Annotated in this window: 18 protein-coding genes and 1 pseudogene; 5 read left to right on the forward strand and 14 right to left on the reverse strand. The window is 42.5% G+C overall.

Features of this window, described 5'->3' with window-relative positions:
• Nucleotides 1-139: 139 nt before the first annotated feature.
• Both LLY41_RS14535 and hflX read right to left on the reverse strand, forming a co-directional pair.
• Entirely contained in the window at nt 140-1411 is a 1272-nt protein-coding gene (locus tag LLY41_RS14535; protein WP_304585721.1) for a methionine gamma-lyase family protein, read from the reverse strand.
• Nucleotides 1412-1424: 13 nt separating this feature from the next.
• Nucleotides 1425-2681 (reverse strand): GTPase HflX, encoded by a 1257-nt coding sequence (gene hflX, locus LLY41_RS14540; RefSeq protein ID WP_095242432.1) that lies wholly within the window; start codon nt 2679-2681, stop codon nt 1425-1427.
• 229 nt (nt 2682-2910) lie between these two features.
• Here hflX and LLY41_RS14545 point away from each other — a divergent pair, with 229 nt between their 5' ends.
• Nucleotides 2911-3525 carry a trimeric intracellular cation channel family protein gene (locus LLY41_RS14545; RefSeq protein WP_095242431.1) on the forward strand — a complete coding sequence of 205 codons (615 nt, stop codon included), beginning with the start codon at nt 2911-2913 and terminating at the stop codon, nt 3523-3525.
• 77 nt (nt 3526-3602) lie between these two features.
• Here the strand turns inward: LLY41_RS14545 and LLY41_RS14550 are convergent, their stop codons facing one another.
• From LLY41_RS14550 to miaA, 4 genes are all read right to left on the reverse strand, one after another.
• Nucleotides 3603-3836 carry a glutaredoxin family protein gene (locus LLY41_RS14550; RefSeq protein ID WP_095242430.1) on the reverse strand — a complete coding sequence of 78 codons (234 nt, stop codon included), beginning with the start codon at nt 3834-3836 and terminating at the stop codon, nt 3603-3605.
• Nucleotides 3837-3908: 72 nt separating this feature from the next.
• Nucleotides 3909-4859 carry a stage V sporulation protein K gene (gene spoVK / locus LLY41_RS14555; RefSeq protein ID WP_095242429.1) on the reverse strand — a complete coding sequence of 317 codons (951 nt, stop codon included), beginning with the start codon at nt 4857-4859 and terminating at the stop codon, nt 3909-3911.
• 371 nt (nt 4860-5230) lie between these two features.
• Nucleotides 5231-5464 (reverse strand): RNA chaperone Hfq, encoded by a 234-nt coding sequence (gene hfq, locus LLY41_RS14560; protein ID WP_009330585.1) that lies wholly within the window; start codon nt 5462-5464, stop codon nt 5231-5233.
• Nucleotides 5465-5491: 27 nt separating this feature from the next.
• Nucleotides 5492-6454, reverse strand: a complete 963-nt coding sequence (miaA, locus tag LLY41_RS14565) for a tRNA (adenosine(37)-N6)-dimethylallyltransferase MiaA (RefSeq protein WP_304585722.1) — start codon at nt 6452-6454, stop codon at nt 5492-5494.
• A gap of 274 nt (nt 6455-6728) precedes the next feature.
• Here miaA and mreBH point away from each other — a divergent pair, with 274 nt between their 5' ends.
• Nucleotides 6729-7736: a rod-share determining protein MreBH gene (mreBH, locus tag LLY41_RS14570; RefSeq protein ID WP_095242427.1), complete on the forward strand. Its 1008-nt coding sequence runs from the start codon at nt 6729-6731 to the stop codon at nt 7734-7736.
• A 180-nt stretch (nt 7737-7916) separates the two neighbouring features.
• Here mreBH and mutL read toward each other — a convergent pair whose 3' ends face one another.
• The 6 genes and pseudogenes from mutL to LLY41_RS14595 form a co-directional block, all read right to left on the reverse strand.
• Entirely contained in the window at nt 7917-9839 is a 1923-nt protein-coding gene (mutL, locus tag LLY41_RS14575; protein WP_304585723.1) for a DNA mismatch repair endonuclease MutL, read from the reverse strand.
• 18 nt (nt 9840-9857) lie between these two features.
• On the reverse strand, nt 9858-12458 hold the full coding sequence (gene mutS / locus LLY41_RS14580; protein WP_304585724.1) for a DNA mismatch repair protein MutS: 2601 nt from the start codon (nt 12456-12458) through the stop codon (nt 9858-9860).
• Between the two features lie 192 nt (nt 12459-12650).
• Nucleotides 12651-13268: a PH domain-containing protein gene (locus LLY41_RS14585; protein ID WP_095242424.1), complete on the reverse strand. Its 618-nt coding sequence runs from the start codon at nt 13266-13268 to the stop codon at nt 12651-12653.
• A 116-nt stretch (nt 13269-13384) separates the two neighbouring features.
• On the reverse strand, nt 13385-13774 hold the full coding sequence (locus LLY41_RS14590) for a VOC family protein (RefSeq protein WP_179288916.1): 390 nt from the start codon (nt 13772-13774) through the stop codon (nt 13385-13387).
• Nucleotides 13775-14122: 348 nt separating this feature from the next.
• A pseudogene (locus LLY41_RS22510) lies at nt 14123-14455 on the reverse strand (VOC family protein); the annotation flags it as partial.
• Nucleotides 14456-14587: 132 nt separating this feature from the next.
• Nucleotides 14588-15133: an outer spore coat protein CotE gene (locus LLY41_RS14595; protein WP_048008951.1), complete on the reverse strand. Its 546-nt coding sequence runs from the start codon at nt 15131-15133 to the stop codon at nt 14588-14590.
• 306 nt (nt 15134-15439) lie between these two features.
• Between LLY41_RS14595 and LLY41_RS14600 the strand changes: the two genes are divergently transcribed.
• The 3 genes from LLY41_RS14600 (at nt 15440) to LLY41_RS14610 (ending at nt 16570) form a co-directional block, all read left to right on the forward strand.
• The gene (locus LLY41_RS14600; RefSeq protein WP_304585725.1) at nt 15440-15814 is read left to right on the forward strand and encodes a hypothetical protein; all 375 of its coding nucleotides are present in this window, start codon (nt 15440-15442) and stop codon (nt 15812-15814) included.
• Nucleotides 15815-15857: 43 nt separating this feature from the next.
• Nucleotides 15858-16154 carry a hypothetical protein gene (locus LLY41_RS14605; RefSeq protein WP_095242421.1) on the forward strand — a complete coding sequence of 99 codons (297 nt, stop codon included), beginning with the start codon at nt 15858-15860 and terminating at the stop codon, nt 16152-16154.
• 65 nt (nt 16155-16219) lie between these two features.
• On the forward strand, nt 16220-16570 hold the full coding sequence (locus tag LLY41_RS14610) for a hypothetical protein (RefSeq protein WP_076255900.1): 351 nt from the start codon (nt 16220-16222) through the stop codon (nt 16568-16570).
• Between the two features lie 102 nt (nt 16571-16672).
• Here the strand turns inward: LLY41_RS14610 and LLY41_RS14615 are convergent, their stop codons facing one another.
• Together LLY41_RS14615 and miaB are read right to left on the reverse strand one after the other, a co-directional pair.
• Complete coding sequence (locus LLY41_RS14615) at nt 16673-17098, reverse strand: YlbF/YmcA family competence regulator (RefSeq protein ID WP_095242420.1); 426 nt, start codon at nt 17096-17098, stop codon at nt 16673-16675.
• Nucleotides 17098-18645 (reverse strand): tRNA (N6-isopentenyl adenosine(37)-C2)-methylthiotransferase MiaB, encoded by a 1548-nt coding sequence (gene miaB / locus LLY41_RS14620; protein WP_304585726.1) that lies wholly within the window; start codon nt 18643-18645, stop codon nt 17098-17100. The genes LLY41_RS14615 and miaB overlap by 1 nt, the downstream gene beginning before the upstream one ends.
• Nucleotides 18646-18751 lie beyond the last annotated feature (106 nt).

Consider the following 18751-nt stretch of genomic DNA (forward strand, 5'->3'; position numbering starts at 1 on the left):
GTTAGAAAATATGTCAACAATATGTTAGGTTTTATAACATCATTTTTTCAAAAATTTTTCCCTTTCCTATTTTTATATAATTCTCAGACAAAGCAAAAGAAAGGGACAACTACTAGGCAGCTGTCCCTCTTATATTTACCTAATTTAATTGGACTAAACCCTTTTCCAGCAATTGGTTCAATGCAATGCATACAGCCATTTTCACATGCGAATAGGTAAGACCTCCCTGCACATAGGCAACGAATGGCGGCCTGATTGGACCGTCTGCTGTCAATTCAATACTGGCACCCTGGATAAAAGTACCTGCTGCCATGATAACATCATCTTCATAACCCGGCATATAAGCTGGATAAGCTGTTACATGGGAATTAACGGGAGATGCGAATTGAATCGCCTGGCAAAACTTTACCATTTTTTCTTTATCATCGAATTGAACAGATTGGATCAAATCAGTTCTTTTACTATCCCATTTTGGATTAGAGTTCATTCCAAGCCTCTCAAGCAGTGCTGCTGTAAAAACAGCCCCTTTCAGCGCCTGGCCGACAACGTGGGGAGCAAGGAAAAAGCCTTGATACATTTCCTGAAGACTGTAAAGGGACGCACCAGCTTCTGCACCAATTCCCGGGGAAGTCATTCGGTAGGAGCAGGCATCCACCAATTCCTTCTTCCCGACAATATAACCGCCAGTTTTGGCTATCCCGCCGCCGGGGTTCTTGATCAGCGACCCCGCCATTAAGTCTGCTCCAACATGGCAAGGCTCCCTGTCCTCAACAAATTCTCCATAGCAATTGTCAACAAACACAATCGCCTCCGGCTTAATTTTTTTTACATACTGAATCATTTCTTCTATTTGTTCAATTGTGAATGATGGTCTTGTTGCGTACCCTTTAGAACGCTGAATGCCAATCATTTTCGTGTTCGGTTTGATAGCTTTTTCAACCGCAGGGTAATTGATGCTCCCATCTTCATTCAGTGGAATGCTATTGTATCCAATGCCGAACTCTTTCAGCGAGCCGTTGCCTGTTCCCCGAATGCCAACGATTTCTTCCAGTGTGTCATATGGCTTTCCTGTTATGTACAGTAATTCATCACCCGGCCGCAATACACCAAAGAGTGCAATGGAAATGGCATGAGTACCTGAAATAATCTGAGGGCGCACTAATCCGGCATCTCCGCCGAAAACTTCTGCATATATTTCCTCCAATGTATCCCTGCCGATGTCATCGTATCCGTAACCGGTTGATGGAATGAAATGAGAATCGCTGACTTTGAAATTTTGAAAGCTCTTTAATACACGGAATTGGTTCTCGTCAATCCGCTCATCAATGCTCTTTATTACTTCTGAAATTTGCTGCTCCACTTCTTTTACAATCGGCTGCAGCTTTTCTCCCTGTGATAACTGTTGAAACATGATGTTCTCCTAACTATACGGTATATTTCGTTAAAGGTCCTGAAATCTGATGGTCTTCGAGGTAGTAGCCCTTGCATATATAGAGTTCTTTGTCCTCATTGAAAGCCAATTCCCTAAGGATGGTTTCGTTCTTGAGCTGTGAAAGTAGTTTTCCTTCTGTCGACGGCACCTCAACATGATAATGCTTCATCATCCCCAGGATCATCTGCTCAATTTTCCGTTTCAGCTCATTGCGGTCATCTTCTTCAAAGGCACTGATTTGAATCGTTTCTGTCCTGGCGGTCGGGACAAAATCAGGATGCTTTAGATCTCTCTTATTATATACCGTCAGCTGCGGTATTTTATCATTTTCCAAATCTTCTATTAGTTTATTGACTGTCTGCTCATGTTGGTAATAATCCGGATTGGACATATCAACCACATGAAGCAGGAGATCTGCTTCCTTAACTTCTTCCAGGGTGGAACGGAAGGCGGCAATCAGCGTAGTCGGCAAATCCTGAATAAATCCGACTGTATCTGTCACAAGTGTAATGAATCCACTTGGCAAAATCAGCTTGCGGGTCATTGGGTCAAGTGTGGCAAACAGCTGGTTCTCTTCATAAGAATCTGCTTCGGACAGCCTGTTAAAAATCGTGGATTTCCCTGCGTTTGTATAGCCGACAAGCGCAATTTGGAAGGCTTTGTTTTTCTTTCTTCTTTCACGATACCTGTCCCGGTGCTGAACAATAACAGATAACTGTGTCTTAATATCATCAATGCGGCGGCGGATATGGCGGCGGTCTGATTCGAGTTTCGTCTCACCTGGTCCCCTTGTGCCAATCCCCCCTCCAAGTCGTGAAAGCTGGACACCCTGGCCTGACAGACGCGGCAGCAGATACTGCAATTGAGCCAATTCAACCTGAAGCTTCCCTTCTTTAGAGCGCGCTCTTTGAGCAAAGATATCCAAAATCAGCTGTGTGCGGTCAATGATCCGCGCATCCAAATCTTTAGATAGATTGCGGACCTGACTCGGTGAAAGCTCATCATTAAAAATGATAATATCTGCTTCTATTTCTTCCTGAAGGGCAGCAAGTTCCTCCACTTTTCCTTTTCCTATATATGTAGACGGATGAATCCTTTCCCTTTTTTGTGTCAGCGAAGCTAAAACTTTTCCGTTGGCGGTTTCCGTCAAGGATTCCAATTCTTCCATTGAATATTCAAACCGCTGATCATCCTCATCAGTATGGCAGCCGACAAGAATGACTTTTTCATAATCCGGCTTACGTTCCAACAAGCATCCCTCTTTCGTATTCCTATTTTAATTGATCATAACAAAAAATCTGGTCAAATACTAATCTCACCGCAAACCATAGGCTTTTGCACCTTCCATTAAAAATGCACAAAAAAAGGTTGTATTTCTTTTTTTCCGTGTTAAAATCATATTGTTTGGAAAGAATTTACGTTAGTAATTACTCAGAAAAAATAGATTTAGAGTTTTGCATCATGAGGAGAAATGGCATATGACCTGGGAAGTTTTAAGTATGATTGGCACTATTGCGTTCGCTGTCAGCGGTGCAATTGTAGCCATGGAAGAAGAATATGATATTTTGGGTGTTTATATCCTCGGGATTGTTACTGCTTTTGGCGGCGGTGCTATCCGAAACCTGCTAATAGGTGTTCCAGTCTCTGCTCTCTGGGAACAGGGGTTATTTTTTCAGATTGCCCTTCTATCCATCACAGCTGTAATGCTGTTCCCGAACAACCTGCTCAAACACTGGCAAAAGTGGGGCAATTTCACTGATGCAATCGGATTATCCGCATTTGCCATTCAAGGAGCATTGTACGCAACGGAAATGAATCATCCTTTAAGTGCTGTAATTGTCGCAGCTGTATTAACAGGAAGCGGCGGGGGAATAGTCCGCGATCTTCTGGCAAGACGAAAACCGCTTGTATTACGGTCTGAAATTTATGCTGTCTGGGCTATTCTTTGTGGTTTTACTATCGGACTCGGACTTGCGTCAGCGCCGTTTGAGCTATATGCATTGTTTATCATCATTACCGCTTTGCGGGTTTTATCTTACACTTATAATTGGAAGCTTCCTGTTAAGAGGCTGGGGACAAAAGCATCGGCTTAAGCCGGTGCTTTTATTATTGTTATTGTAAACATTTTATATAAAAAGACCTGCTCAATCCACGAGCAGGCCCCACTATATTATTGCTTTACATTCGCCATAATCGTATTCGGATCAAAGCCAATGACCCATTTTCCATTCACATTAATTTGAGGCACTCCCATTTGGCCTGTGGTTTCAACCAGTTTTTGTGCTTCTCTCTGGTCATTCTGCACATTAACCTCTTTATAATCCAGCCCCTGCTGATCCAGGAAGTTCTTCACCATCGTACAGTAAGGACAAGTATTTGTAGTATAAACTGTAATTTCATTCATTTTACATTCCTCCTCCAGTAAAAAAACAATGCCAATGTTCATTGACACTGTCTATTTTATTACAATATCCCCTTAATCCGCTTCTTCAAACACCAAATCATTGCTTCTGAGAGTCATCAGATCATGTTTATCATAGCTGTTTTGCATTAATAGACGCATGGCCTGTGCCCTGATTGATTTTTCAAGGATGTTTCGGATGTAGCGCCCGTTCGAAAAGCTGTTAGGGCTGAGATTGGTTTTTACAAAATGCAAGTGCTCCCTCAGCTTCTTTTCGGATTCATGACTTAAAGTATACTCCCTTTCCTTTAGCATCCTTTGCCCAATTTCCATCAGCTGCTCTATCGAGTAATCAGGGAAGTCAACAACAAGTGGAAAACGTGAATGAAGACCCGGATTCAGCGTCAGGAAATGATTCATTTCTCTGGAATAGCCTGCCAGAATCAGAATAAAATCATGCTGGCGGTCTTCCATATGCTTGACGAGGGTGTCAATGGCTTCCTTGCCAAAGTCTTTTTCTCCGCCTCTGCCTAATGAGTACGCTTCATCGATAAAAAGAATCCCGCCAATCGCTTTTTTTACCAGATCCCTTGTCTTTTGGGCGGTATGGCCAATGTATTCACCTACAAGGTCGGCCCGCTCTGCTTCAATCAAATGTCCTTTTGACAGCACATTCATTTTTTGAAAAAGCTTGCCTATTAATCGGGCAACCGTTGTTTTACCTGTGCCGGGATTACCCTTAAACATCATATGCAATGCTTGCTTTCCAGCTTTGAGACCGGCTTCTTCCCGCTTTTTATTCACATAAATCCAGGCATAAATCTCCTTGATCATTTTCTTCATTTCTTCCATTCCTACAAGAGCGCCAAGTTCTTCTTCAATTTCTTTGAGAGCTGTATGCTCAGCCGGAATGGCTTTTGGAGCCGCTTGGGATTCGGGAAGCTCTTTTGTGTATGTTTTACGCTTTTGTGAATTGAGCACGATGCTGATCTGTCCATTATTTTTCAGGCGAATCGGCTGGTCCAAAAGCTATCACCTCACATTCTTAGCACAGTATACACAAAGAAGTAATCGTTGTGACAAAAGCCTATATGATCCCCGATAATACGGTTATTAGGCTAAAATACGACAAGGTCCTGCCGTTTTCAACAAGAGTCAACGCAGGAGTGTCGGTTCATGCGGTTTCCCGAGAAATAACGGGTTTTTCTCCGCTTTAGAGAGTGCGGATAACTGACAGTATTCTGCCAGTTCATAAGGAACAAGCCCACCAACTCTTATCCACATTAAATTCTCATATCTATATGTATTCAGCCATCATCCATTTCATTAAAAATATTTGTCTTTGCATAAGAAAATAGCCCGCTTCAGTCGAAGCGGGCTTTTCTTCCAGTTTTATATTATTGCTGGTTTTCCATATCCAGCTGAACATTGCGCTGTGGAACGAAGGTAGAAATGGCATGCTTATAAACAAGCTGCTGTTTCCCTTCTGATTCGAATAATACTGTAAAATTATCAAAGCCTTTGATTTGGCCTCTAATCTGGAATCCATTCAACAAAAATACAGTACAATTAATATTATCCTTGCGTAGCTGGTTAAGTACCTGATCTTGAATATTGATTGCTGATTTCATAATAATCCTCCTCTTTTATCTCTATCATTATGTATTCGATTTTATTTTCAGCTTTCCTTCAATATGAGCAGAAATTTCAGCGAATTTTTTTTCAAACTCATGGGGATCAACTGAATCGGACATATCAAACCATTCCACATTCATCTTGTTTCGAAACCATGTCAGCTGTCTTTTTGCATATCTTCTTGAATTTTGCTTCAGATTTTCTACAGCATCCTCCAATGAAACACGCCCATTAAAGTATTCATACAGCTCTTTATAACCGATGGCCTGAATGGACTGGCAATCCATTAATCCATGATCATAAAGAGATCGCACCTCTTTAAGCAAGCCCTCCTCCATCATGATGTCGACTCTCTGATTGATGCGGTCATATAAGGTTTCCCGATCCATTGTTAACCCAATCAGTGCCACATCATAAAGCAGTTCCGGGTTTTGTTTTTCCTGATACTGAGACATTGTCTTTCCTGTGCAATGGTAAATTTCCAACGCCCTGATCACTCTTCGAATGTTATTGGGGTGAATTTTTTCCGCGCTTTCAGGGTCTATGTCCAAAAGCTCCTCATAAAGAACAGTGTTCCCTTCCCTTTCAGCGCGTTCCTCCAAGATTTTTCTGAATTCCTCATCTGAAGGCGCATCTGAAAATTGGTAATCATAAATAACAGATTGAATATACAATCCCGTCCCGCCAACAATCATTGGAAGTTTGCCTCTGGAGGTGATCTCTGCGATTTTGCTTCGTACCAGTTCCTGGAATTCAGCTGCCGAAAATGGCTCTTCAGGATTTTTGATGTCAATTAGATGATGCGGAATCCCTTCCATTTCTTCTTCTTTAATCTTTGCCGTTCCGATGTCCATGCTTTTATATATTTGCATTGAATCTCCGCTGATGATCTCGGCATTAAATCTTTTTGCCAGAAGAATGCTTAATTTTGTTTTCCCAACAGCTGTAGGGCCAATCAGCACTGCAAGCTTTTCTTTTTCACTCATCTGTTCACTGCCTTTACTGCCATTCTAATTTTCCCCTGCCATATGGCAGGGAAATTTTTCAGGTACCATCTTACCATTCTTTTCATAAAAAAAGAACATTTATGCATTATGAACAAGTTTCATGTTTCCTATTCGACAAGTTTCCTAAAATTTTCTTATAAAATTACATTTTATTAACGATTCTATAACAAACAAAGGCTAACCCCCAAAATCGTGTTAATTTATTAGAAGGTTATATTGTGACAATATAAATTTGAAAATAGGTGAAGAATTCATGTTAAATACATCTGAAATTGGAATAGACTTAGGGACTGCTAATATCCTTGTATACAGCAAAACCAAAGGCATTATCCTTAATGAACCTTCTGTAGTAGCAATTGATACAGAAACGAAAAAAGTGTTAGCTGTCGGTAAAGAAGCAAAAGAAATGATCGGGAAAACACCTGGCCGCATCGTTGCCATCCGGCCTCTTAAAGACGGGGTTATTGCCGACTATGACACAACAACGGAAATGCTTCGCCAGGTTATGCGAAAAGCATCGAAAAAAGTCGGATTCGCTATCAGAAAGCCGAATGTCGTTGTATGTACCCCTTCTGGTTCAACAAGTGTTGAAAGAAGAGCCATCCATGATGCTGTCCGCCATGCGGGAGCGAAGAAGGTACATCTGATCGAAGAACCTGTTGCAGCAGCAATTGGTTCAGGCATGCCTGTCGATGAGCCTGTCGCGAACGTAGTCGTTGATATTGGCGGCGGCTCAACAGAAGTTGCCATCATCTCTTTTGGCGGAGTTGTTGCCTGCAATTCAATCCGCATTGGCGGGGACAGACTTGACGATGATATCATTCAATATGTACGTAAAGAATACAACGTCCTTATTGGTGAAAGAACAGCCGAGCATATTAAAATGGAAATCGGCTACGCGCTGATTGACCATGAAGAACTTACAATGGAAGTGCGCGGCCGCGACCTTGTTACCGGCCTGCCGAAGACTATTACACTGTCTTCCTATGAAATCCGTGATGCAATCAAAGAATCATTGCTTCATATTCTTGAAGCAATCCGTGCAACCTTAGAGGACAGCCCGGCCGAACTTAGCGGAGATATCGTAGACCGCGGGGTAATCCTTTCCGGCGGCGGTGCCCTCTTAAACGGCATGCAGGAATGGCTTTCACATGAGATTGTTGTGCCTGTTCACCTTGCCCCTAGCCCGCTTGAATCTGTGGCAGTCGGAACAGGAAAAGCGCTGCAATTTATTGATAAGCTGCATACAGCGGTAAGATAACCTATAAGAAAAGCATTCATTTTGCGGAATGGATGCTTTTTTGTTACGTATAGTGACGATTTGAACCACTTATGGTTTCTTATGAGCGAAAAACAATTTTATGGGTAATACATTTAGTTTACATAACATAATTATTGTCTATAAAAACGCTGAACCAATCTGATTCAGCGTCATCTCTTTCTACATTACCCTCTTAAACATTTTCTCCATTTCATAAGTGGAGTAATGAATAATGATAGGCCGTCCATGCGGGCATGTGAAGGGATCGGAGGAGCTCCGCAATTCATCAAGCAACGCCTGAATTTCATCATTGCGAAGATGGTGATTCGCTTTGATGGAAGCTTTACAGCTCATCATGATGGCTGCTTCCTCGCGCAGTTTTTTTATATCGACTCTCTTCATCGCTAAGAGCTGTTCAATCATATCTTCAATGATTTCCTGTTCCTCGCCTTTTGGAAGCCATTGAGGATGGGAACGGACGATAAAGCTGTTATGTCCAAACTGCTCCAGAAATACCCCCACTTTTTCAAGCTCAGATTTGTATTCATCGATTTTGATATAATCATCTGTTGAGTATTCAAAGGTAAGCGGAATGAGCATCTCCTGCAATTCGCTTTCAACCTGGCCGACCTTCTCCCTGAAATACTCGTACTTAATCCGCTCCTGTGCAGCGTGCTGATCAATGATATAAAGGCCCCGGTCATTCTGGGCAAAAATATACGTCCCATGCATTTGTCCAATCGGATAAAGCGGGGGCACACGCGATGGCTCCTTTACCGTGGCAGTCTCTGCGAAAAATTGTTCCATTCCTGCAGCTCTCGGCTCTTCGGACTGGAATATGTGCGGATCCGCTTGAGGCAATTCTACTGATTTATTGCTAAAATCCATAGTATGTGCATCCTGCAAGCCAGGAGTTTTTGCTGCATGCAGCTCCGCAGGAGGACTTTGCGGGCTATGAAGAACTGCTCTGTCCGGATACTGCCGAACAGCCTCCTCCCTCGTTTCACGCACAAAAGAAGGGACCTGCTCGCGTTGCTCAGGCAAATGATCCAAATCAAGAGCTGTCTGTTCCGACTTGGGCTTCAGGCTTTTCGGCTGTGTAAACCCGGATGGAATCAGTTCCTCTTTTTTAAATGCAGCCTTCAAAGCACCTGATACAAGCTCATTCAATTCATGTTCCTTGCTTAAACGCACCTCCATTTTCGACGGATGGACGTTCACATCGACAAGGAGCGGATCCATATCAATGTTCAGGAGTACTATCGGGTAGCGTCCGATTGGCAGCAGTGTATGATACCCCTCCTGAATGGCTTTAGCCAATGAGTAATTTTTGATAAAGCGTCCATTGATCATGGTGGAAATATAGTTTCTTGACGCCCTTGTAATTTCCGGCAGTGCTGCATAGCCGCTGATTTTAAAATCAAGTGAGCTTGCTTCAATCCGAACCATCTTTTTCACGATATTGAGCCCATAAATAGCTGCAAGCACCTGCCGCACATCCCCGTTTCCATTCGTCTGCAGAAGCTTCCGCTCATTATGGATCAGGCGGATGGCGACCTCAGGATGGGCAAGTGCCAGCCTGTTAACCACATCTGTAATATTGCCAAGCTCTGTGTGGATTGTTTTCATATATTTGAGACGTGCCGGGGTGTTGAAAAATAAATCCGTTACAGTGAGGTCAGTCCCTTTTCTCCCGGGTGCCTTTTCCATCACGTCCACTTTTCCGCCTTCGATGACCACGCGCGTTCCCGCATCGCCAGTTGAAGTTTTCATCTCAATTCTGGAAACAGACGCAATACTGGGCAAGGCCTCGCCGCGGAATCCAAGCGTGCGGATGCGGAAAAGGTCATTTTCGTCTTTTATTTTACTGGTAGCATGGCGATGAAAGGCATTCAGGACATCATCTTCCTCAATGCCATCCCCATTATCAATGATGCGGATCTTAGCTAAGCCGGCCTCTTCCACTTCAATTTCAATAATCGTGCTTCCGGCATCAATCGAGTTCTCCATCAATTCCTTTACCACTGATGCAGGACGCTCCACCACCTCGCCGGCAGCAATCTTATTTGAAAGCGAATCATCCAGCTGAATGATTTTCCCCATCTCGTCACCCCCTGTTTATCAATTCTTCAATTTCCTATGCAGCTCATATAATGTATTTAATGCCTGCATTGGAGTCATATCCAGGATATCGAGCGCTCTGACTTTATCAATGATCTTCTTTTCTTTGGATCCCAATGAAGGTTTCTTCACGTCTTCATGTTCCTCAAAGAAGGATAACTGTGCAGCAGGCTCTGCAATCTTTTCTGCAGCAGGAATCTCTTTTTTCACTGGGTGAGGGTCGTTCGATTCAAGACCTGTTAAAATTTCATTTGCCCTGACAATGAGTTCATTCGGCAGCTCTGCAAGCTGGGCAACATGGATTCCGTAACTCTTATCTGCTGCTCCTTCTTTAATTTTATGAAGAAACACAACCCGTCCATTTTGCTCGACAGCGCTGACATGGATGTTTTTCACTTTTGGCAGTTCTTCTTCAAGCACGGTCAATTCATGATAGTGGGTGGAAAACAATGTCTTCGCACCAATCCGGTTGTGTATATATTCAATGATTGCCTGCGCCAATGCCATTCCATCATATGTCGAAGTTCCGCGCCCGATTTCATCAAATAAAATTAAGCTATTTTGTGTGGCATTCACAATGGCATTTCTCGCTTCAAGCATCTCGACCATGAACGTACTCTGGCCGGAAATAAGGTCATCAGCGGCGCCGATTCTGGTAAATACCTGGTCGAAAATAGGGAGTACTGCTTCTGCAGCAGGCACATAGCATCCGATTTGCCCTAAAATCGCAGTAAGTGCGATTTGACGCATATACGTACTTTTACCGGACATATTTGGCCCTGTAATCAGCAGCATTTCCCTGTCTGCATCCATAGAACAGTCATTAGGCACATATTCCTGTGCGTTCAGCACCTTTTCAACGACTGGATGGCGGCCGTCTTTGATATAAATCCGTCTTTCATTAGAAAAGTTTGGTTTTGTATAATGTCTCTGTTCGCTGACGGCTGCGAAGCACTGAAGAACATCCAGCTCACTAACCGTTTTCGCCAGCTTTTGCAATCTCGGAATATATTCTTTTACATATTCGCGGACATTCGTAAATAATTCATACTCGAGCTTCACACACTTTTCCTGCGCTTCCAGTATGAGTGCTTCTTTTTCCTTTAATTCAGGCGTAATAAATCGTTCCGCATTTGTAAGGGTCTGCTTCCGCTCATATTGTCCTTCCTGAAGAAGGTGCAGATTGGCGCGGGTTACTTCTATATAATAGCCAAACACACGATTAAAACCGATTTTTAAAGATTTTATGCCCGTTTTTTCACGTTCCTGCTTCTCCAGCTGGGCAATCCAGGTCTTCCCGTTTCTGCTGGCATCGCGATATTTATCAAGCTCTTCATGATAGCCGTCCTGAATAATGTTTCCATCCTTCAAAGACAGCGGCGGATTTTCCATTATGGCGCTTTCCAAAGTATCCGTGACTTCTTCGCAGGCATCCAGGCGTTCAGCGAGCCTCACTGCTTCCTCATTCGACAGATTTGAGACCATTTCTTTTAAAATTGGTATCTGCTGAAGAGAATTCTTAAGCTGTACAAGATCGCGGGCATTTACATTCCCAAATGCCACTCTTCCTGCAAGGCGTTCCAGATCATAGACTTCCTTCAGCTTTTCCCGGATTTCTTCCCGTTCAAAGAAAGAGCCAATCAGCGTTTCAACCAAAGAATGGCGGCGCTTAATTTCCTGTTCATCTATAAGCGGCCTGTCGATCCATTGCTTTAATAGTCGTCCTCCCATGGCTGTCTTTGTTTCATCCAGGAGCCACAATAGCGAGCCCTTCTTGCCTTTGCTCCGGATAGTTTCTGTCAGCTCGAGATTCTTTTTCGAGAAATAATCAATTTTCATGTATTGATTTACTTGATAAGTCGCCACTTTTTGAAGGTGATCCAGACTTCTCTTCTGCGTGCGGTACAGGTAATTAATTAATCTGGAAGATGTTCTCCTTAGCTTGTCCTGATTTAAATCACTCAGAAGTCCTTCAAAGGAGTCCCGGACCTCGCAATCATCCTCGAATGAGATCGCCATGACGGAGCGTTCTTTCATTCTCCGCTGCCATTCACCATCAAAGTCGGGAGATATGACTACTTCCTTTGCTCCTGACATGGACAGTTCGTTCAGAACTTCCTCAAACCCGTTGCTTAACATCGTTACCTTCGTCTCACCTGTGGATAAATCATTGGTGGTAAATCCAAAGGTTTCATCTTCAAAAGCAGAAATCGATGCAATATAGTTGTTCTCTTTTTCCTGAAGACCTTTGCCCTCCATCATTGTTCCAGGCGTGATAAGCTGAACGACTTCCCGTTTCACAACGCCCTTTGCCTGTTTTGGGTCTTCCGTTTGCTCGCAGATTGCGACTTTATATCCTTTTTCAATCAATTGTTCAATATAAACCGGTGCTGAATGATATGGCACTCCGCACATGGGAATCCGTTCTTCCGTGCCTCCCTCGCGGCTCGTTAATGTGATTTCAAGCTCCTGTGATGCTTTAAGTGCATCATCAAAAAACATTTCGTAAAAGTCGCCAAGGCGAAAAAATAAAAAGGCATCCTGATATTCTGCCTTTACCCGTAAATATTGCTGTATCATAGGCGTGTATGCTGCTGCCATAACTTCCTCCAACGATCCATAATCTTTTATTTTTATAGTTTTGTTTTAGAGGATTCCTCTAAAAACGTCTTTTTCATTATATCATAGATTATTAGGTGACTCAGATGTGCAATATTTGCCTTGGGTATTCTTTATAGGTTATGAGGTTTCGAAATTCAAAAGCAGCTCCCCAATGGAGAGCTGCCAGTATTCTTAGTTATTGATGTATTTTTCAAACACATAGCCGAAGTCTTTCACATTGTATTTCTTGCGGCTGTTCATCAACCAGTTGAAGGCTGTTTCATTTAATACGCGGAAATTGTCCACTACGTTGGCATCCTGGTTGGATACTGAACGGCCAAGGGTGCTTGATGCCAAGCTAAGGCTTTTTTCAGCATATTCCATGGAAACTTCATTTTCGCGGCAGATCTCGGAAATGCGGATCAGGGCTTTATATAAATCTTTCAATTCTTCAATATGCTTTTTATGTACGTCAATCGAGAATGCCTGAGATCCGATTACGAATTTGATTTCCACATCCAAATCAACTGTACCGGCTGTTTCCAGCATCACGTTTGAGATCGTGTATTCGCGGTAGCTGTAGCGCTTTAAAGTGCGTTTTTTGCTCATAGCACTGGTACCATCCAGATGAATAAGCGCCTTATTTGTAAAGCAATATTCATCGGATTTGGACTTGATCAGGAAATAGATTTTCTCATTATCTTCATGCAGGACATAATCATCCGCGTCGACTTTGTCATAATCAGCCGGGTGAATGACACTTCCCACATCACTTAATCCCAGCACATCAGAAGCAACTTTTTTAAACATAAACCCACAACCTTTCTGAATTCAGTTTACTACTTTGCTATTTTAACATATGCAGGAAAACGTTGGCTTTATCATTTTAAAAGTAACAACGAAAATACCCCGGCAAACCGATTGCCTCATATACCCGGGGTATTCATCAATACAATCGGCCATCCATCAGGATCTTCAAAGGTCAATCCGCCTCTGCTCCAGTATGGATTTTCCGGTTCTGTTTCCAGATATCCAAGAGCAGCAAGCCTGTCGGCCATGTTATCCCTCTCCAGACGGTCTCCCACATAAAAAACTAATAGATGCTCTTTAGCAGGCTGCGGAAGCTCCATTTTTTCCTTGGATTGAGTAAATTCAAGATGATACTGGCTGTCAGGCAGACCATACATAATCCCATCATAGCCTTCATGGTTCCAAAATTCGCCGACTCTCTTCAGACCCAATCCTTCTTCGTAAAAGGCAATAAGTTGATCAAGCTGATTTGTCGGTCGTGCAATGCGAAATTGTACAGCAGGGATGCTCCCTTCCCATTCTTTTCTCACAATCAGTTCATATGGATATTTCTGATGCCTAAACCTGGCATCCCTTTGTCCTGATGCAAATATTTTAACAGGAGAAATAACGGCAGCCCTTTCAGTTGGATACCAATTCCGCCCCTCCTTCACCAGGACAAAAACCCCCTTGCTGTCCCCGTAAAAGGCAAAGGTCTCACTGGAATCCATTTGTTCATTTTTCAGGTACTGATCTAATTCATGCTCCATTGCAGCAACATCCCTAACAGGCAAACCAATCTCTCCGACATCGTGCCATTGGTTCCCCTTCTTCTTTATTCCCTCTAAAGGTCGCTCCAGCATCTCCAGAATATTTCCGTCCGGATCGATAAAATAGGCCTGCTTACCATTCCAAAACATGCTGTACTCGCCTTTCTGATTTGGAAGCAGCACACTTTCAGCCCCTAATATCTGATACATATGGTCAAAGTATTCGGCATTTGTCCGGAAACACACATGATAATTAGGAATCGCATCATCTTTTTCAAAATGAATTTTTGTTGTGCCGGCCATTATCGTAAAATAACTCTCAGTCTCTGTCAGCAGCTCCATTTCCAGCACATTTGTATAAAATTCTTTCATTCTGTGCATATCATGGCACTTTAAATTCACTTGAAATATTTTCATCCTCGCCTCTCCCCTTTGCATCTGATAACTCCATTTTAAGTAAATTCTATTCAAAAGGATTCAGACTAAAGATGGAAGGTACTGTCGTTATTTCGCTTGATTTTAGAGGATAGTAAAAAGAAAAACTAGGAAGTAAAACCTCCTAGTTTGTTATTACTCTTCTTCAGTTCCCACCAGAAAATCCGGATTTAAATCCTCGAATTCTTCATCTTCCACGTCAAGTCCCCAAGCGTCATCATCACATTCGCACTTGTCTGGGTAGACAGCTACACACACTTTTGTTTCGCCGATTACCTCGACCATGAACTCTCTTTCCACTGTGACGATGATTTTGTTGCCGTTTGGAGAAATGACAGCTTCACAGCAGCTCGGCTGCTGCAGAACACGGGCGATGATATCATGATCATCCAAACAGTCCGGATCACGGTACTTCAACTTAATGACATCTTTATACTCAACCCGTTCGGTAACAACTTCGGTTTTAGTATTATTGTTAAAAGAGTACCAAACGTTAATGTCATAATGGCCGCAGATTTCCACTGTTTTTCCGGCTTTTTTCGCCTCGTACGTATGGTTTATGATCCAGCAGCCAAGTATGCTTGACGGATGGTGTGACGGGCAGATCGTATGATTGGACTGTGTGAATTTACGTCCTTTCGCAACGACCGCTTTCGTTATAATCTCTCTGTAATCTCCCATTGCGAGCGAACCCTCCTCATTCATTTTCAATTCATCCTATGCGGGATATTAGACTAGTGTGCGATAATTTTTATGAATGTTAGGCAAAAGTATTGGCATGATTTATAGTATGCCGGAAGCGGGCGAATGTTCCGGTCTGAACAAATCCTGCCGGAGATTAAATATGTATACTGTCTGCAATAAGAAAGCGGCTTTACCCGTAAATAGGTAAGTAATTGAAAAATGCACGTTTGTCCTATTACACCTGCGGAGACAGCTTGGCTAATGAATCAATATAATAAACTATCGATAAGGAGGTGAACAGGAATGGCAGACAAGGAGAACTCCAGCTATAAAGTTTCAATCAATGGAAAAGAGCTGACAGGGGAAGAAGCAAAACAATATGCAGAACAGATGGTTGCCAAATTTACTGAATCTTTGGGCGGAATTTATTCAAAAGGATTAGAAAAAATTCAGTCTGAAGAGTTAAAAGGAAATCTAATGGAATCTCTTAAGCCATTGAAAAACTTGGAAGGTCTCTTCGCAAAAAATTCCTCCGGGATCGGGAATATGATCCCAGCATTAAAAAATCTGCTGCCTGTTGTGGAAACATCCGAGGACTATAAACAGGTGAAACTATCTGTAAATGGAAAAAAACTTTTGGATTTAGATCTTACCGACATGATGAAGAAAGATTCATAATCTGGACATCAGCCACTTCAATCAATTGAAGGAGGTGAAAACCATGCTATCAAGATGCTATGACGATTACGAAAATGACAATAGCGTATTGCCAAGCGGAGGAGCAGTAAATGGAGCAGACAGCGGCAACGAAGCTGAAGCTTTTACTTTCGCTGCACAAGCCAATCTTCCGCAAACAAACCTGAACGGACAATTGCCGATTTCAGGAGGCGGATTTGCTGTCAATGCTGCACTGATCAACATTCCGATTCTTTCCGCTCAATACAATGTTGCAAATGGAGGAGACTCCACAGCTATTTCTGTAAACACTACAACTCAGCAGCAAAGCAATAAAGCGTAATATTAAAATAAAGCCATTTTTCTATGCAGAGTCTTAAAATGTCCAAAAAGAAGGGAGGGAGTACCATGCTAAGTCAAAATATACAAAAACTGGATCTGGATCCGGAAGTCCTCAAGCAGCTGGGTATTCCAAAGGAGTTCATTGATATGGCTGCAGAAGCAGGAATACCGTCCATCAATAACCATGCTGCCGGCGGAAAGGGCGGACGGGCTATTAATCTCACATATGTGGATAATTACTCGACATTGCTCCTTGTATACACTTTCCTTCTTAACTTTTTGGACAAAAAGTCTGATGATGCAGGAACTAAAATGCTCAATCAATCCTTGCTGTCGACTTTAAATGCTGCGATTATCGAACAGCAGGAGTATAGAAAAGAATTTTTAAAGGCAGTAGAACTATTGCGAAACCAATAAATGGCCCCCCCACAACCCATGGCCAATACCAATTCCTCCCTTAAATATAGAGCGTAAAAAACACCCTGCACTATCTGGTGCAGGGTGTTTCCGTTTCTGTAATTAATGTGAACAGCTGCTGTTCTTGATCTTAGATCCCGTTTCGCCGCTCAGCAAATCTCCGCCCGTAGTCATAATGACTTCGTCTGTTACTGTGTTGGAAATCGCATTTGCCACAATTTGAAGCAATTCATTAACATCCACCTGGGATTGCTTGAATTCCTGTACAACAGGAATCTCATCCAGCTGCTGCTCCAATTTGGCTATTTTTTCTTCCGTCTTCTTTAATGCTTCAGCTTTTCCATAGTGCTGAAGATTAACAGCCTGCTTTTGCAGACCTTTGATGGCTGTGATGGTTGCACTAACCTTTTCATTACCATTAATCTGTGCTTCTGCACGTTTGAAAAAATCCACTTCTTCTGTCTCTGCAATCATACGTGCCAAATCCTTCGCACGTTCAACAATTTCGCTCTTTGTGTATTTAGCCATTACTGATTCACCTCTACCGCGTCTAGTTCTTCAACCATTTCTCCGTTTAAGGACCATGTCTTTGCAGCCGATACTTTTACTTTTACAATTTTGCCGATTGCTGTTTTCGGCCCCTTAAAGTTTACAAGCTTATTTTTTCTTGTGTATCCTGCAAGAATTTCAGGATTGTTCTTGCTTTCACCTTCCACAAGAACTTCTACAGTCTGGCCTTGATATTGTTTCATTGCCTCTGCCGAAAATTCATTTACTAATGCATTCAGACGCTGAAGTCGCTCTTTCTTTACTTCCATTGGTACATTATCCACCATTTTGGCAGCTGGTGTACCTTCCCGAGGTGAGTAAATGAACGTATAAGCAGCTTCGAAGCCTACCTCCCTGAATAGGGAAATTGTTTCTTCAAATTGCTCTTCTGTCTCATTAGGATAGCCCACAATGATATCAGTGGTGAAGGTTGCTCCTGGAATAGCCGCTTTAATTTTGCGAACCAGCTCCAAGTATTGTTCTCTTGTATATTTACGCGCCATGATTTTTAAGACATCCGTTGAACCGGATTGAACCGGTAGGTGTATGTGTTCTACCAGATTTCCGCCTTTTGCCAGCACTTCAATCAGATGATCATCAAAGTCTCGCGGATGGCTGGTTGTAAAACGTACGCGCGGAATATCGATTTTGCGCATTTCATCCATCAAATCGCCAAGGCCATATTTGATATCCTCAAAATCTTTTCCATATGCGTTTACGTTTTGCCCAAGAAGGGTAATTTCCTGATAGCCCTGTGCAGCTAACTGACGAACTTCCTGAATGATGTCCTCAGGACGTCTGCTCCGCTCTTTTCCGCGTGTATAAGGAACGATGCAGTAGGTGCAGAATTTATCACAGCCGTACATAATGTTAACCCATGCCTTAATATTGCCGCGGCGCACTTTTGGAAGGTTTTCAATTACATCCCCTTCCTTTGACCATACTTCAATAACCATTTCCTTTGACATATAGGCTTCCTGAAGAATGTTAGGAAGACGGTGGATGTTGTGTGTTCCAAAAATCATATCTACCTGGTTATATGTTTTAAGAATCTTGTTAACAACCGATTCCTCCTGGGACATACATCCGCAGACCCCAATCAGAAGATCCGGTTTTTCTTTTTTTAAATGTTTAAGATGGCCAAGTTCTCCAAACACTTTATTCTCGGCATTTTCCCGGATGGCACATGTATTAAGCAAAATGACATTCGCATCTTCCACTGAGTCTGTAAGCTCATAGCCAAGACCCAGGAATATGCCGGCCATTACTTCGGTATCATGCTCGTTCATCTGGCAGCCGTATGTGCGGATATAGAATTTTCGGCCATTTCCCATACCATAAAATTCTTCAGGGATTTTAAAATCTTTATGATATTTTACTTCTTCTTTACCGCGTTTTTTCGCATCCTTTAAGGAAGGTGCAGTGTAAACAGTTTCAAAATATTTGCTGTAATCTTTTGCGGATTTTTTGTCCGAAGGATTTGCTGTTTGCACTTGCTGGCTTTCTAAACGTTGTTTTTCGTTCATTATTTATCCCCTTTCTCTTTCTCCTGAGCAGCATCTATCATTAAAACTCATTATTCAGCTAATATCATGCTGTGCAATATACATGTGCACATTATTATAGTATAAG

The sequence above is a fragment of the Cytobacillus firmus genome (genome assembly GCF_023612095.1).
Taxonomy (GTDB): domain Bacteria; phylum Bacillota; class Bacilli; order Bacillales; family Cytobacillaceae; genus Cytobacillus.

Excerpts from the sequence above, each read along its gene's own strand:
- LLY41_RS14535 (WP_304585721.1), bottom strand. The coding sequence starts at position 1,411 with ATGTTTCAACAGTTATCACAGGGAGAAAAGCTGCAGCCGATTGTAAAA.
- LLY41_RS14545 (WP_095242431.1), top strand. The coding sequence starts at position 2,911 with ATGACCTGGGAAGTTTTAAGTATGATTGGCACTATTGCGTTCGCTGTC.
- LLY41_RS14550 (WP_095242430.1), bottom strand. The coding sequence starts at position 3,836 with ATGAATGAAATTACAGTTTATACTACAAATACTTGTCCTTACTGTACG.
- hfq (WP_009330585.1), bottom strand. The coding sequence starts at position 5,464 with ATGAAATCAGCAATCAATATTCAAGATCAGGTACTTAACCAGCTACGC.
- miaA (WP_304585722.1), bottom strand. The coding sequence starts at position 6,454 with ATGAGTGAAAAAGAAAAGCTTGCAGTGCTGATTGGCCCTACAGCTGTT.
- mreBH (WP_095242427.1), top strand. The coding sequence starts at position 6,729 with ATGTTAAATACATCTGAAATTGGAATAGACTTAGGGACTGCTAATATC.
- mutL (WP_304585723.1), bottom strand. The coding sequence starts at position 9,839 with ATGGGGAAAATCATTCAGCTGGATGATTCGCTTTCAAATAAGATTGCT.
- mutS (WP_304585724.1), bottom strand. The coding sequence starts at position 12,458 with ATGGCAGCAGCATACACGCCTATGATACAGCAATATTTACGGGTAAAG.
- LLY41_RS14585 (WP_095242424.1), bottom strand. The coding sequence starts at position 13,268 with ATGTTTAAAAAAGTTGCTTCTGATGTGCTGGGATTAAGTGATGTGGGA.
- LLY41_RS14595 (WP_048008951.1), bottom strand. The coding sequence starts at position 15,133 with ATGGGAGATTACAGAGAGATTATAACGAAAGCGGTCGTTGCGAAAGGA.
- LLY41_RS14600 (WP_304585725.1), top strand. The coding sequence starts at position 15,440 with ATGGCAGACAAGGAGAACTCCAGCTATAAAGTTTCAATCAATGGAAAA.
- LLY41_RS14605 (WP_095242421.1), top strand. The coding sequence starts at position 15,858 with ATGCTATCAAGATGCTATGACGATTACGAAAATGACAATAGCGTATTG.
- LLY41_RS14610 (WP_076255900.1), top strand. The coding sequence starts at position 16,220 with ATGCTAAGTCAAAATATACAAAAACTGGATCTGGATCCGGAAGTCCTC.
- LLY41_RS14615 (WP_095242420.1), bottom strand. The coding sequence starts at position 17,098 with ATGGCTAAATACACAAAGAGCGAAATTGTTGAACGTGCGAAGGATTTG.
- miaB (WP_304585726.1), bottom strand. The coding sequence starts at position 18,645 with ATGAACGAAAAACAACGTTTAGAAAGCCAGCAAGTGCAAACAGCAAAT.